Source organism: Pseudomonas sp. FBF18, assembly GCF_024261405.1.
In the GTDB taxonomy this organism is placed as follows: Bacteria; Pseudomonadota; Gammaproteobacteria; order Pseudomonadales; family Pseudomonadaceae; genus Aquipseudomonas; species Aquipseudomonas palmensis.
In genome coordinates this window covers 36873-51581 of the sequence record NZ_QKRS01000017.1, presented here as the reverse complement: position 1 = coordinate 51581, position 14709 = coordinate 36873, and the positions used below count along the sequence as shown (strand labels likewise).

Sequence of the window (14709 nt, the reverse complement as noted above, 5' to 3'; positions counted from 1 at the left end):
GCTCTTGCTCTTGCTCTTGCTCTTGCTCTTGCTCTTGCTCTTGCTCTTGCTCTTGCCTTTGCTCTTGATCTTGATCTTGATCTTGATTGTCCGGCCTGTCAGGAGGCCGAGTGGAGGTGTCGTGCAGGGGGCGGGGCGCAGCCCCTTCGGCGTTAGCCGAAGCGAGCGACTGTTAGAGTTGCGCAGCAACTCGGGTCGCGTGCCCCCTGGACGGCGCCGGAGGGAGGGAACCCGGAGCGAAGCGTAGGGCCGTATGTTTGGCCGGGGACCTTTTGGTTACTTTTGCGTCCTTGCAAAAGTGACCCGCTGTAAGAGCGGAAGGCGTCATTCGCAGCGCTATCCATGCCGGATAAACACACCACTCCGTAAAATCGACGACCGTGAACATATCCAGAGCAGATCAAAAACATGACTGCACTACAGATCACCCACTGTGCTTCGTCTGATACTTGCAACGTCAGATAGCCGCCCAACCGTTCCGGAACCCCTTCGATGCACCCCACCCTGTCCCGCTCGTCCCTCGCCGTATTGATCGCCTGCACCGCCACCGCCCAAGCCAACCCAGGCATCGAACTCGGCCAGGTACTGATCCAGGACCAGGAACACAACGAGCTTCAGGACGCCCGTGAGCGCCTGCAGCAAATCCCCGGGGCCACCAACCTGATCGACATGCAACAGGTCGAACAAGGCCGCGTTGCCAGCAACCAGGACGTGCTCGCCTACCAGCCCGGCGTGTTCGCCCAATCCGCCGGCAACGACGGCATCAAACTGTCGATTCGCGGCTCGGGCCTCAACCGTGCCCCCGGCGCCCACGGCTCCGGCGTATACACCCTGTTCGACGGCCTGCCACTGACCGGCCCCGGCGGCACGCCCTATGAACTGTTCGAGCCCCTGTGGCTAAGCCGCGCCGAGGTACTGCGCGGCGCCAACGGCTTCGACCGCGGCGCCCTGGCCCTGGGCGGCGCCATCAATTACGTGACCCACACCGGCTACGACGCCGCGCCCCTGCAGGTACGGGTCGAGGCCGGCAGCCGTGGCTACGGCAAACGCCAGGTCAGCTCCGGCCAGGTACTGGGTGACCTGGACTACTACGTCGCCCTCACCGACTCGGAATACGACGGCTACCAGGACCACAGCAGCGGCAGCAGCAAGGGCATCGCCGCCAACGTCGGCTACCGCTTCAACCCCAACCTGGAAACCCGCTTCTACCTGCGTTACCGCGAAACCGAAAACGAACTGGCCGGGCGCCTGACCAAGGACCAGATCAAGCACCACCCGCGCGCTGCCAACCCGCTGTACCTGAGCCGCGACGCCAGCCGCCCGCAACCGGGCAGCACCTGGCTGGGCAACAAGACCACCTTCTACCTCGATGACGACTCGCAACTGGAGGCCGGCCTGGTCTACCACGACTACCCGATGGACCTGCGTGAAGGCACCAAGCGCCTCAAGGTGGCGTACACCGACGTCAGCGGCACGCTCAACTACCTGCGCCGCGACACCCTGTTCGGCCACGAGAGCAAGACCACCCTCGGCTGGCGCACCACAAAGCACCTGCCCAACACCGGGGCCTCGGAGTTCGTGCGGGTCGAGACCGACCCCACTCAGCCCATAGGCACCAAGACCCGCGACTTCACCTACCAGGGCTCGGACAGCGTCCTCCACTTCAGCAACGAACTGGAACTGGTGCCAGACCTGTGGCTGACCAGCGGCCTGGCGATGATCTATACCCGCCGCGAAAGCGCCGTCACCTATCCGGCCAGCGGCGGCAAGGTCAGCCAGCATGACTGGGACTACGCCCCGCGCCTGGGGCTGCGCTACGACTTCAGCCCCGCGCTGCAGCTGTACGGCAACCTGAGCCGCTCGGTGGAGCCTGCGCACCCCTGGGCGCTGATCTGGAGCTCGCCAGCGATCAACGGCCTGCAGACCCAACCCATCGAGCTGCGCAACCAGACCGCCACCACCCTGGAGCTCGGCGCCCGCGGCGACTCGCGGCTGGGGCGCTGGGACCTGGCCTGGTACTACTCGGCCGTGCGCCACGAACTGCTGACAGTGGAAACCGTGGCCGCCAGCAGCACCACCAACGCCATCGTCGGCGAGGTGAATGCCAGCCCTACCGTGCACCAGGGGGTGGAAGCCAGCCTCGACAGCCTGCTGTGGGAACACAGCGGAGTTGGCCGGGTGTCGCTGCGCCAGGCCTACACCTTCAGCGACTTCCACTACCGCGATGACGCGGCGTTCGGCGACAACCGCCTGCCCGGCATGCCGATGCACTACTACCAGGCGCAGGTGCGCCTGGACCATCCCAGCGGCTTCTATGCCGGGCTCAACACGCAGATGGCCTCAAAGGTGCAGGTCGACTACGCCAACTCCTACCAGGCCGATGCGTATGCCCTGCTGGGCGCCACCTTCGGCTACGCCTCCCCCCGACAGGACTGGGCCACCTGGCTCGACCTGCGCAACCTCACCAACCAGCGCTATGCCGCAACCGTGACGCCCGGCTACGACGACAAGGGTCTCGATGCCGCACGCTCCACCCCCGGCGAAGGCTTCGCAGCCTACGTAGGCATGTCCTATAGCTGGAAGTGACGCTCGCCAGCGGCGCCTCAGGGCAGTTGCACCTGAGGCTTGGTCGCCACGAAAATCCCCCAGCTGGACATGAACAGCGCCGCGATCAACGGCCCGATGACGAAGCCGTTGAGGCCGAACACCGCCAGCCCGCCCAGGGTCGAGATCAGGATCAGGTAGTCGGGCATGCGGGTGTCCTTGCCCACCAGGATCGGGCGCAGCACGTTGTCCACCAGGCCGATCACGAACACCCCGAAGGCGGCAAGCACCACACCCTGCCAGATCGAACCACTGAGCAGGAAGTACGCGGCCACCGGGCCCCACACGATGCCGGCACCCACCGCCGGCAGCAGCGACAGAAACGCCATCAGCACCGCCCACACCAGCGCACTGGGGATATCCAGCACCCAGAAGATGAACCCGCCGAGCGCGCCCTGGGTCACCGCCACCAGCAGGTTGCCCTTGACCGTGGCACGCACCACGCGATTGAACTTCAGTTGCAGGCGACGCTTCTGGTGTTCGGCCAGGGGCACCGCCGTGCGGATCTTGCGCACCAGCTCGGCGCCATCGCGCAGGAAGAAGTACAGCAGGTACAGCATGATGCCGAAGCTCACCAGAAACTCGAACGTGCCCTGCCCGAAGCTGAACGCCTGGGTGGCGAAGAACTGGCTGCCCTGCATCGCGCCCTTGGCGATCTTGTCGCGCAAGCCCTCCAGATCCCCCATGCCCAGGCGTTCCAGGCCATGCTGGGCCACAGCGGGCAGCATGTCCTTGAAGCGCTCGATGTAGCCGGCGATGTCCAGTTGGCCGCTCTCGATGTTCTTGTACAGCGTGGCGCCTTCCTGAACCAGCAACGTGCTGATGACGATCACCGGCAGAATCGCGATCAGCAGGCACACCAGCAGCGTGATACTCGCCGCCAGGTTGCGCCGCCAGCCCAGGCGCAACAGCAACCGGCGCTGCAACGGCGCAAACACGATGCCCAGGATCACCGCCCAGAACACCGCGCCGTAGTAGGGCAATAGAATCCAGATGAAGGCCAGGGTCACCAGGACCAGCAACCACATCAGGGCTTTTTGCTGCAATACCGATTCGTTCATGTCCGCTCCTTTGCGCTCTGATGATTAGTGCGCGGCGCACTGCAGAAAGTGCCGTTGCCGTGGATCAATAAAATCGGTGGTGCAGGCGCGTAGCATCCGCGCTTTTGTCGCGACCTTGCCATGACCCACCTCGCCCGACCCGAACTGCTCGCCCCTGCCGGCACCCTGAAGAACATGCGCTATGCCTTCGCCTATGGCGCCGATGCGGTCTACGCCGGCCAGCCGCGCTACAGCCTGCGTGTGCGCAACAACGAATTCGACCATGCCAACCTGGCGCTGGGCATCCAGGAAGCCCAGGCCCAGGGCAAGCGGTTCTACGTGGTGGTCAACATCGCCCCGCACAATGCCAAGCTCAAGACCTTCCTCAAGGACCTGGAACCTGTGATCGCCATGGGCCCGGACGCGCTGATCATGTCCGACCCTGGGCTGATCATGCTGGTGCGCCAGCACTTCCCGGCCATGCCGATCCACCTGTCAGTACAGGCCAATACGGTGAACTGGGCCAGTGTCGCGTTCTGGCAATCCCAGGGCCTGAGCCGGGTGATCCTGTCCCGGGAGCTGTCGCTGGAAGAAATCGAAGAGATCCGCCAGCAGGTGCCGGCGATGGAGCTGGAAGTGTTCGTGCACGGCGCCCTGTGCATGGCGTATTCGGGACGCTGCCTGCTGTCGGGCTACCTGAACCGGCGCGATGCCAACCAGGGCAGCTGCACCAACGCCTGTCGCTGGCAGTACAGCGCCACCCCGGCCCAGGAAAACGAGGTGGGTGACATCGTGCGCGAAGTCCAGCCGACCCTGGGCGTCGGCGCCCCCACCAACCAGGTGTTCGTGCTGCAGGAAGCCAACCGGCCCGGCGAAGACATGCCGGCATTCGAGGACGAGCACGGCACCTACATCATGAACGCCAAGGACCTGCGTGCCGTGCAGCACGTCGGGCGCCTGACCCGCATGGGGGTGCACTCGCTGAAGATCGAGGGGCGTACAAAGTCGCACTTCTACTGTGCCCGCACCACCCAGGCGTACCGGCAGGCCATCGACGATGCGCTGGCGGGGCGTGAATTCGACCGTTCGCTGATGCTCGACCTGGAGTCATTGGCGCAACGCGGCTACACCGAAGGCTTCTTGCGCCGCCACGTGCACGACGAGTACCAGAACTACGAGCGGGGCAACTCGGTGTCCGAGCGCCAGCAATTCGTGGGCGAGCTGACCGGGGAGCGGGTCGACGGGCTGGCCGAGGTCAAGGTCAAGAACCGTTTCGGGCTGGGCGATCACCTGGAGCTGATGACGCCGCGGGGCAACTACCATTTCGACCTGCACCAGCTGCGGGATCGCGCGGGCAATCCGCTGGAGGTGGCGCCGGGGGATGGGCACACGGTGTACCTGCCGATTCCCGAACAGGTGGAGCTGGGCTTCGGGCTGTTGTTGCGGGATCTGAATACGTAGCCACGCTATCGCGGGTCAAGCCCGCCCCCACAGGTAGTGCGCAATCCTGGTGGGAGCGGGCTTGACCCGCGATGCAGCCGACGCTCAACGTGGGCTGCTGGCTACAGCTGCAGTATCCGTCTCACGTATCACCTGCACCTGATACTGCGGGTCCGCCTTGATCTGCGCCTCGGTGAATGGAATGGTGTGCCAGTGCCCGGCCGAGAACGCACGGGTCTGGTCACTGGCATGCACCGACCCCGCCTCGCTGGACTGGGAAAACGCCAGCAGCCCCTGCGCGTGCGGCCCCTTGTCATCGAAACTGACCACCTGCAGGTAACTGGTGCCGCTGATCACGGTGCGCTTGCCCCCCTCGCCCGGCACGCTCTGCATGGCGTTATACACCCCAAGGCTCGACGGCCCGCCATGCATCGGCGTGCCGTCGCCCGCCTGCTGGATCTGCCCCCACTGCACATTCGCACTCAGCCCGGCCTCGGCCACCTGCGCCTGCGACGCCAATGCCGCCGCACGCACGGCCCTGGCCACCTCGGCACGCTCCAGCGCAAGGCCGCGTGGGGTGTGCTGGGGGTCGGCCGGATCGAATGCCACGCGCCAGAACTCACCGTGCTCCTGCAACGCCTGCAGGATGTTCTGGAAGTGCACCAGGCCGATGCCACTGGCCAGGCCGGCCTTGCCATCCCACGCCGCCAGGCTGTCGCAAACGGCCTTGAGCTGCGGATCGGCCGTCGCGCCCTTGCACCACTGCAGCAGGTCGGGCAGCGCCAGCTCGGCCAGGTACACCTTGTCGTCCATGACCATGTGGTGCAGGTCCTGCGCGCTGATCTTGCCGGGGCGGTTCAACCGCTGCAGGGCAAAGCGGCTGCGCGGGCCCAGGGGCACGTCTTCGCGGCTGATGATCGGCGAGTAGCCGCGCAGCGGCTGCGCCGGGTTGACCATCCAGGCCGAATCGTTGGAGTGCTGTACGAAGTCGCCACGCAGCAGGCTGGGCTGCAGTTGCGCGGGGAAGATACCGGGCTGCGCCGCTCGCGCATCGACCTTCCAGTTGCAGGCGCTGCGCGAACCGTCGAGCACGATCAGTTCCAGGCCCGCCGCCGGGTCGCTGCACTGCGCCAGCAGTGGCGCATCCACATAGGGCACCACCGACTGGTTCAGGTACAACGCCTGCCCCCTGGCATCCACCGCCAGAGTGTTGACCCAGGGTATGCCCTGCAGGCGCTGCACCGACTGCTGCAGGGCCTGCAGGCTGTCGGCCTGGTTCATGCTGTACCACTGCTGCAGCACGCGGGTGTTGCCCAGGTTGGCATCACGCAGGCTGAAGGCCACCTGCCCGGTCCAGTCCAGCCGCCCGGGCCACTGCACCAGCGGGCCGTAGATCGTGCCGTACAGCTCGCGGGTGACCACCTGCTGCTGGCCGTCCTCAGCCTTGACTGACACGCTCACCGGCTGGCGGGTCATGGGGGTGGACACGCCGTCGAGCAGGTAGCGGGTCGAGTCTTTCGGGTCCAGTTGCAAGCGGTGCAAGGTGAAGTGCCGGGAGGTGTCGACGGTGTGCGTCCAGGCCAGATGCCGGTTGAAACCGATGTTGATCAGCGGCAGGCCGGGCAACGCGGCGCCCATCACGTCCAGCTTGCCGGGGATGCTCAACTGCATCTGGTAGAAGCGCATGCCACCCACCCACGGGAAATGCGGGTTGGCCAGCAACAGGCCACGGCCATTGGCCGAACGCTCGTGCCCTATCGCCACCGCGTTGCTGCCGCGCTCAAGCGCAAAGTTGGCCTGGCGCGCCTGGGCCACACTGAAGGCCGCAGCCGGCAACCCCGCCGCTGCACCGGGGGGCGCGGCACCGGCCACGGCTTCGACGAACTGCCCGGCCCCACCCTCGACCAGCAGGCGCCGGGTCAGCTTGACCAGGTCCAGGGCGGTGATGGGGCGCAGCCACTCGGCCTGCTGGCACTGGGCAGGCAGGCCCTGGGCAGTGCGCTCGGCCAGCGCGCGGTTGTAGCCCAGCGCGTAGCCTTCGAGCAATGAACGGATCGGCGCCGGTTGCGCCTGCCAGTACGCAGACACCGCCGCCGGCGTGTTCAGCCAGGTGAAAAACACGTCGCTGGCCAGGTTTTCACGCTGCTCCAGGGTCAGCGCCTGCGGCCCGAAGAACCGCGAGCGCTCACCGTTGACGGTCACCACTTCGTTGGCCAGCAGGCACAGGTTGTCCTGCGCGTAGGCATACCCGATGCCATAGCCCAGGCCACGCTCATCGCGGGCCACGATGTGCGGCACACCGAAGCTGGTGCGGCGGATCTCGGCCCGGGCCTCGCCCGGCGGCGCCTCGCGGGCGTGGGCTGAACAACTCAGAGCAACCAGCAGGGCCGTCAGGCAGAACGAGGGGATCGAGCGATTGGCAGACACGCGGACTCCGGCAGCATCAGGGTGAACGAACATCCTGACTAGACGAATTTCATCATGAAAATTTACCGCTTTTGCGCCGCTCGTTCGTCTCTCTCTACATAAAGGCAATATTTTTTGCCTTGCCGATGCAGATTTGCCGCGCTCGTTCGTCTTATAGAGTGAGAGCACCACACGCAAACTGGACAGGCTCGGGAAAGGGAGTTTTCACATGTACAACCAGCAACAGCCAATCACACCGCTGCGCTTCAGACGCAAAGCCCACGCGCCGCTGCCGGAAAAGCCCGAAGCGGCTGAACCGGACCGCGCCGGCAACGAACATATCCGCGAACTGCTCAAGGCATTCGGCCTGCGCACCAGCCTGATCCGGCTGAAGGTCATCGATGCGCTGCACGCGGCCGCCAGAGAGGGGCGCAGTATCGGGGTGCGCGGGGTGCACAGCCAGCTCGAGCAGCTGGATATTCCGCTGTCGTTCCTGAGCGTTCGCGAAGTGCTCAAGCGCCTGTGCGTCGAAGGTGTGATCAGCCTGGGCAGCGACAAGTGCTACAGCCTCAACCCCGAGGCTCGCGCGGTGCTGGAACAGCCGGTTTCACGCTAGGCCAACGGCCGGGTGACGCCGGCCGCAGCCTCGCAAGCGGTCAGAACTTGACCTTGCGCCGCATGATGCCGTTCACGATCACGGCCAATACGGCTACGCCGATGGCAATGTACTGGAACACCTTTTCGCTGATCACGCCGGCGTTCTGCAGGTACGAGCCGCCCAGCATGATTGCCAGCACCACCAGGGCAACCAGGATCGAGTATTTCAGGCGTTGAGCTTGAGTCATTGAAAAATCCTTACGACAACGGGTTTGAGGGCCCTACTGCGGCCGGCGGCCATGATACAACGCCACGTCACGCAGGAGGATGTTTCCCGGTTTTTCCCGACGCGACAACCTGAAATCATCCGCCAGGTGTGCCCGTGCCTTGCGTTCAGGGTTGAGCAACCTGAACCACAGCGCTGGAGCAGGCTCGCCGTAGACACGCGGCCACGCCCTCCCTGGCGCCGCTGGTTCCTACAACAGACCACCGACTTCCTCACGCAATGTGTACGGAAAGACTACCTCCCCTGACCCGCTTGCTGCCTAGATCTCCCCTTGGCGGTTGACCGAGAATTCCTTCAGGCCACTTGGCAGTTCAACGCTGTCGACGTGGGGCGCGCCGCACCTGGCAAGGATGCTCAGGCACGGACGGCACCCGATGAAGTGGCCCCTTCGCTCATACCGCCAACAAGGAAGTCATCATGGAACTGTGTGACCTGAACAAGATCGACATCGAACAACTGCCCCAGTCACTGCAGATGCTCATCGAATGCATCGGGCTGGAGCATGCCTACCGCCTGACCACCATCTACGGCGGCCGCCCCAAGTACATTCCCAAGCACCGCGAGCGCACCACGCTGGCCGAGATCCTGCCAACCGAAGCGCTGGATGCATTGATCAAGCGCTACGCCGGCATGGCGCTGGAGATTCCCAAGGCCGACCACTTCAATCGCCAGCTGCGCAACCAGCAGATCCAGCAGGAAAGCTCCAATGGCCAGTCACGCAGCGTGCTGGCCGACAAGTACGGGTTGAGCCTGCGCCAGATCGGCAACATCCGGCGCCAGGAAGCGCACACGCGCTAGACACACCCCGCACACAACAACGCCAGGCGCGAGCGGTCGCGCCTGGCGTTGTTGTGTGCGCAGCCCTTGACTGGCCGTATCAGAAGTCGCGCTTGTAGAAGATATCCAGCGAGCTGGCGATACCGCTGGCAGCCTCCAGGTAGACCTTCTTGCTGAGCAGGTAGCGCAAGGCGATGGTGTTGGCCGGCTCGAACACCCCTACGCCGTAGCGCAGGCTCAGGCGCTCGGTCAGCTTGCCGCTGGCCACCACGCTGGTGTTGTCACCGCTGCCCTGGGTGTCGAGCTGGAAGTCCTCGATGCCCAGGCTCGATGCCAGGCTGCCGGTAATCCCCGCGCTGCCCGCCAGGCCCAGGCCCAGGGCCGCCTCCGCCAGCATGTTGTTGTCTTCGCCGGTATTGCCCAGCGGACGCCCCAGCACCAGGTACGACAAGGCCTGCTCCTGGCTCATCGCCGGCTCGGAAAACACCTGGGTGGTGGGCTGTTCGGCGCTGCCGCTGAGGCGGATGCCGGCAATCACGTCGTCGGTCTGGCGAATGGCCTCGATGTCCAGGTAGGGCTGGTCGATCGGCCCGGCAAACAGCAGGCGCGCACGGCGGATGGTCAGGCGCTGGCCATAGGCCCGGTAGCGCCCATCGGCCAGGCTGAGCTCGCCACGGGTATCGAGGTTGTCGCCAATGTGCACGCGCCCCAGCAGGTTGGCGGTCAGGCCGAAGCCGCTGAATGCCAGCTTGTCCTGCCCCACCTCCACGTCGATGTCCATGGCCACGGCCATCGGCGCCTTGCCCTGCTCGGTCTGGTGGCCGACGATGACCGTGTCATCCGACACCTTTACAGTCGAAGGCGGCAGTTCGCGCACGGTGATCTTGCCCTTGGGCACCAGCACCTTGCCGGTGACCGCGAGCTTTTCGCCGATCATGTGGATCTTCAGGTCCGGCGCCACCTCCAGGTTGGCGTAGGGTTCGACGGTGACCGGCAGGCGCTGCCCCTGCAGTTGCAACTCCACCGCCAGGCCCTGGGCCCAGCCGATCTGGCCACTCAGGCGGCCCTGGCCGACCGGGCCGCTCTTCCACTCGCCGCCCAGTTGCACCTGCTCGCCTGCGATCTGTGCCCGCAGGCTGAGGTCGCTGAGGCTGATGGGCAACTCGGCACCCGACACTTCGCCATTGCTCAGCGTCAGGTTGCCGTTGACCTGGGGCGCCAGCAGCGTACCGGTGATCTGTCCGCTGCCGTTGAGCTGGCCAGCCAGGCGCTCGACCATCGGCGCGAACGGCCGGCCCACCGACAGGTCCAGCCCGCTCAGGCGGAAGTCTCCGCTCAGCGGCTTGTTGCGCGCCAGCGGGTCGATGCGCGCCGACAGGGTCAGCTCGCCCAGGCGCCCGCCCACGAACTCCAGGCGCGTGTCCACGCGGCGCGGGCCCAGGGTGCTGTTCAGGCGCAGCGCCTGGTACGGGAAGTCCAGCCATCGATCCTTTTCCCGCACCCGCAAGGTGCCGCCACTGGCGTCTACCACGATCGACCCCTTGGGCCCGCTGGCCGGCAGGTCGAGGTTGATGTCGGCATTGAGCATGCCCTGCCAGGCGAAGTCCTTGGGCAACCACTGCGCCAGGCTTTGCAGCGGGAACTGCTTGAGGTGGTAGCGCAGGCGCGGGTCGGGCATCAGGCGCTGGTCTTCACCACACAGGCTGGCCTGCCCGGAGCGCCAGCAATGGGCGCCGAAATCCACCTGCCCATTGGCCAGGCGCTGCAACCTGGCCGGTGCCTGCAGCTGCCAGTCCTGCCCGCCCGCCTGCACCTGGCCGCTGGCCAGGCGTCCGCGCCAGTTGCCCTTGTCGAGCTGACCGTCCAGGCCCAGGTCGAGCTTGAGCTGCGGCCCATCGAGGGCCAGGTGCAATTGCTGCTTGCCAATGTCGCCCTGGCCTTTGGCAGTCAGGGTGCCCAGGTTGGTTTCGCCCAGGCGGATCGACCCGGCCTGCAGGTCGATCAGGGCACGCTGGGCGCTGTCCAGCCGGGCGTCCAGGTCAAGGCGTTGCACGCGGTTTTCGGCCTGGCCCAGTTGCTGGCCCTGCAAGGTCAGTTGCCCCTGCGGCGCCTTGAGCGTACCGGCCACATCAAGCCGGCCCTTGAGCTGGCCTTGCAGTTGCGGCCACAGCTGGCCCAGGCGCGGCAGGTTGAGGTCAAGCTGACCGGCCAGGCGTTGCTGCACACTGGCGCTGCCGTTGATCTTGTTGTCCCCCAGCTGGATCAGCAAGGTGCCCAGGGTCCAGTTCTCGCCTGCACCGTCGGCCTTGGCCTGCAGCACGGCGGGCTGGCCGCGCAATCGCCCCTTGAGGTCCAGATCGGCATTCAGGCGCAGCGTGTCGCCCTTGAGTTCGCCCTTGCTGCGCAGCGGGCCCGCCAGGGTGCCCGGCAGCTCGGCCAGCCAGTACGCCGGGTTGAGCGCCGACAATTCCAGTGCCGCGTCCCACGCCACGCCCTCGGCAAACTGCACGGCGACGCTGCCGGCCACCTTGCCCTGGCCGGCTTCAAGGGCCAGCTGTGGCAGGCTGACCTGGCCCAGGTCGCCCTTGAACGGGCTGCTGACCTTGAAGGCACCTGCCGGCCCGTCCAGGTCGCCACTGAAATCGCCCTGGTAGTTGCCGTCGCGGTAGTTGACCTTGGCGTTCAGGCGCCGCAGCGTGACCTGCGGAGCCTCGTCCAGCGGGTACAGGCGCAGCCACGGGAAGTCCAGCCAGTCGATGCTGGCATCGGCAACCAGACCGCTCTGCCAGTCGGCAGTGGCGCTGAGCGTGACACGCTGCTGCGCGGCGGCGCTCAGGTCCAGGGCGGCGATCTGGGCGCCCTTGGCATCCACCCGGCCACGCAGGCTCAGGCTGATCGGCCCCTGCTCGGCCGGCAGGCGGCCGGCGCCCACCAGTTGGTAACCTTTTGCCAGGTCGCCATAGGCACTGAGTTCCAGCTGCTCGAACTGCAGGGTGTCCGGCAATCCGGCCGATGGCTTGAAGCCGGTGGCGCTCAGGCGTACCTGGGCCGGCAGGTGCTCGGCCAGGGGCCGCAATTGACCCGCCAGGCGCCCTTGCAGGTAGCCGCTGCTGTCGGCCTGCAGGTCGAGGCTTTTCTGCAGGTCGCCTTTTATCTGCACCGCCAGTTGCCAGGGCTGGTCGTCGATGGCCGGCAGTTGCACCTGACCCTGCAGCTGCAACGGCCAGTCACCCACCGGTTGCAGCAGGCCGCTGAGGTTCAGGCTGAGGTCTTCGCGTTGCAGGTTCAGGCTGTCGATCTGCAGGCCCTGGGCGGTCCAGTGTGCAGCCAGTTGCAACTGGCTCAACTGCTCGCTGCCGTCCAGATGCAACTGGCCGACCTGTACTTCGCCCAGTTCGATCGCCACTGGCAACTGGAGGCTGGGCAACTGCAGCGGGCCGCTGTCAGCCGCTGCCTCGCTGGGGGCGAAGTCCAGGTTGACCTGCCCGGCGCGCAGCTGGTCGATGCACAAGGTCATGCGCAACAGGCAGCCGGGCGACCAGGCAAACACCGGCGCAAGCACTTCGACACGGTCCTCGCCCTGCTGCCAGATCAGCCGATCGGCCTGCCATTGCCCGCCAAGGCGGCCTTGAAAATTGTCCAGCTGCAAGCCCGGCACCAGGCTCAAGGCCCAGCGGCTGCCGGCCTGGGTACCCAGCAGGATACCCACGGCCAGCACCAGCACGACCAGCAGCGCCAGCAGGGCCAGCCCGCCGCGTTTCAACACCTTGCTCACAACTCGGGCCCCATGGAAAAGTGCAAACGTATGCCGCCGTCATCGTCCAGCGCCTTGGCCAGGTCGAGCCGCAGCGGGCCGACCGGCGACACCCAGCGCACACCGAAGCCGACGCCGGTCTTGAGGCTGGGAAGCTCCAGGCTGTTGAACGAGTTGCCCTGGTCGACGAAGGTCGCCAGGCGCCACTTCTCGGCGATCGAGTACTGGTACTCGGCACTGGCGGCCACCAGGTAGCGCCCGCCGATACGGTCGCCATCGGCGTTCTTGGGTGAAAGGGTCTGGTAGTCGTAGCCACGCACGCTCTGGTCGCCACCGGCAAAGAAGCGCAGCGAGGGGGGCACCGACTTGTAGCCGTTGGTGGCGCTGCCGCCGAACTGCACCCGGCCCAGGAAGCGGTGGTTCTGCGCCACGGTGGTCAGGCCCTTGAGCAGCACGTTGCCATGCAGCAGGTTGGTGTCGGACAGCAGCCCTTCCTTGGCCACCTGCGCGTCGAACTGCAAGCGGTAGCCGTTGTGCGGGTCGATGCGGTTGTCGCTGCGCAGGTAGCTGTAGCTCACACCCGGCATCAGCAGGGTGCTCAAACCCGAATCATCACCCAGACGGTACTCTTCGCGCTGCCACTTGAGCGATACCACGCGCTGCCAGCCGCTGGGCAGCTTGCTGTGCCATTCCGGGCCCACGGTGAGCAGTTTGCTGAGGCTGTCGGTGCCGGCGATCTCTTCGTTCTGGTAGCCGCCGGCAAAGCGCAGCTTGTCGGTCAACGGCGGGTCGAGCGGTATGTCGTACCACAGGCCGACGTTCTGGCGCGGCGCCGAAAGCTCGGTTTCCAGGCCATAGCTGTGGCCTTGCGGGTTGACCCAGTGGCGGGTCCAGTTAGCCTTGCCGCGCGGCCCGACGTCGGTCGAAAAGCCCAGGCCCAGGCCCATGGTGCGGGGCTTGCGGGTTTGCAGTTGCACCTCTACCGGGATGCTCTGCGCCACGGCGGCAGTGGGCGCAGCGTCGACCCGCACGCCTTCGAAGTAGCCGCTCGATTGCAGCGCGTTGTTCAGTTCGGCGATCAGTTCGGAGTCGTAGGGGGTGCCTTGCTTGAAGGGCACCATGCGTTGCAGCAGGCTCTCGTCGAACGGCGCGTCGCCTTCGAAGCGGACCTTGCCCAGCTGGTAACGCGGGCCGCTGTCGTACACCAGTTCGATATCTGCCACACCCGCCGCCGGGTCGACCGCCAGGCGCTGGCGCAGGAAATGCCCGCTGAAGAAACCGTAGCGCGAGGCCTGGTTCTGGATCAGCCGCTTGGCGTCCTCGTAGTTGCCATGGTTGAGCACAGCCCCAGGCCGCAGCGCCTTGCTCGAAGGAACCCGGAAGGCCGTCATCTCGCTGGCCGGGCCCTCGACGCGCACGGTCACCTCGCGCAGGCGCACCGGCTCGCCCGGCTCGATGCTGAGCACCAGTTGCGGGCCCTTGTCGGCCTTGGGCGAAGGTTTGACCTGGCTGTCGATCTGCGCCTGGTAGTAGCCCAGCGCCTGGGCGGCTTTTCTGGCCTGCTCCACGGCGCCGCGGCTGAAGCGCAGCAGCGCTTCTTCATCGCGGGTGCCAAGGCTGCCGATATAGCCTTCGACGTTGGCCTTGAGCTCGTTGTTGGCGGGCTTGATGCGTACTACCAGCTCGCTCTGTGCGTACACCGCGCAGCTGGCAACCCATAAAATCAACCCGCAGGTGAATCGTCCTGAATACGTCATAGGCGCGGATGCTACCAGAGCTTGGCGGTTGCCCGCAGCTCGCCGACG

The 14709-nt window shown here is 65.9% G+C and carries 10 protein-coding genes; 4 read left to right on the top strand and 6 right to left on the bottom strand.

The genetic code is table 11. The annotated features are described in order from the left end of the window. Nucleotides 1-189: hypothetical protein (locus tag DN387_RS21635; protein ID WP_254506297.1), on the bottom strand; the 189-nt coding region annotated here is incomplete at its 3' end. Nucleotides 190-492: 303 nt separating this feature from the next. Between DN387_RS21635 and DN387_RS21630 the strand changes: the two genes are divergently transcribed. After that, the gene (locus tag DN387_RS21630) at nt 493-2586 is read left to right on the top strand and encodes a TonB-dependent receptor (protein ID WP_082405722.1); all 2094 of its coding nucleotides are present in this window, start codon (nt 493-495) and stop codon (nt 2584-2586) included. A 17-nt stretch (nt 2587-2603) separates the two neighbouring features. Here DN387_RS21630 and DN387_RS21625 read toward each other — a convergent pair whose 3' ends face one another. Further along, entirely contained in the window at nt 2604-3665 is a 1062-nt protein-coding gene (locus tag DN387_RS21625) for an AI-2E family transporter (RefSeq protein ID WP_054915109.1), read from the bottom strand. A 120-nt stretch (nt 3666-3785) separates the two neighbouring features. Between DN387_RS21625 and yegQ the strand changes: the two genes are divergently transcribed. Continuing rightward, on the top strand, nt 3786-5105 hold the full coding sequence (gene yegQ / locus DN387_RS21620) for a tRNA 5-hydroxyuridine modification protein YegQ (protein ID WP_043860877.1): 1320 nt from the start codon (nt 3786-3788) through the stop codon (nt 5103-5105). Between the two features lie 84 nt (nt 5106-5189). Here yegQ and DN387_RS21615 read toward each other — a convergent pair whose 3' ends face one another. Then, nucleotides 5190-7511 carry an acylase gene (locus DN387_RS21615; RefSeq protein ID WP_054915110.1) on the bottom strand — a complete coding sequence of 774 codons (2322 nt, stop codon included), beginning with the start codon at nt 7509-7511 and terminating at the stop codon, nt 5190-5192. Nucleotides 7512-7719: 208 nt separating this feature from the next. Between DN387_RS21615 and DN387_RS21610 the strand changes: the two genes are divergently transcribed. Further along, entirely contained in the window at nt 7720-8106 is a 387-nt protein-coding gene (locus DN387_RS21610) for a fe2+ zn2+ uptake regulation protein (protein ID WP_088515161.1), read from the top strand. 40 nt (nt 8107-8146) lie between these two features. Here the strand turns inward: DN387_RS21610 and DN387_RS21605 are convergent, their stop codons facing one another. Then, complete coding sequence (locus DN387_RS21605; RefSeq protein WP_043860879.1) at nt 8147-8335, bottom strand: hypothetical protein; 189 nt, start codon at nt 8333-8335, stop codon at nt 8147-8149. Nucleotides 8336-8790: 455 nt separating this feature from the next. On the opposite strand from DN387_RS21605, the gene DN387_RS21600 reads away from it, so the two are divergent. Next, nucleotides 8791-9171 carry a Mor transcription activator family protein gene (locus DN387_RS21600; protein WP_043860880.1) on the top strand — a complete coding sequence of 127 codons (381 nt, stop codon included), beginning with the start codon at nt 8791-8793 and terminating at the stop codon, nt 9169-9171. A 79-nt stretch (nt 9172-9250) separates the two neighbouring features. On the opposite strand, the gene DN387_RS21595 is transcribed toward DN387_RS21600, so the two are convergent. After that, a complete protein-coding gene (locus DN387_RS21595) occupies nt 9251-12925 on the bottom strand; it encodes a translocation/assembly module TamB domain-containing protein (RefSeq protein WP_054915111.1) in 3675 nt (1224 codons plus the stop codon). Further along, nucleotides 12922-14661 carry an autotransporter assembly complex family protein gene (locus tag DN387_RS21590; protein WP_043860882.1) on the bottom strand — a complete coding sequence of 580 codons (1740 nt, stop codon included), beginning with the start codon at nt 14659-14661 and terminating at the stop codon, nt 12922-12924. Before DN387_RS21590 ends, DN387_RS21595 begins: the two co-directional genes overlap by 4 nt. Nucleotides 14662-14709: the final 48 nt, after the last annotated feature.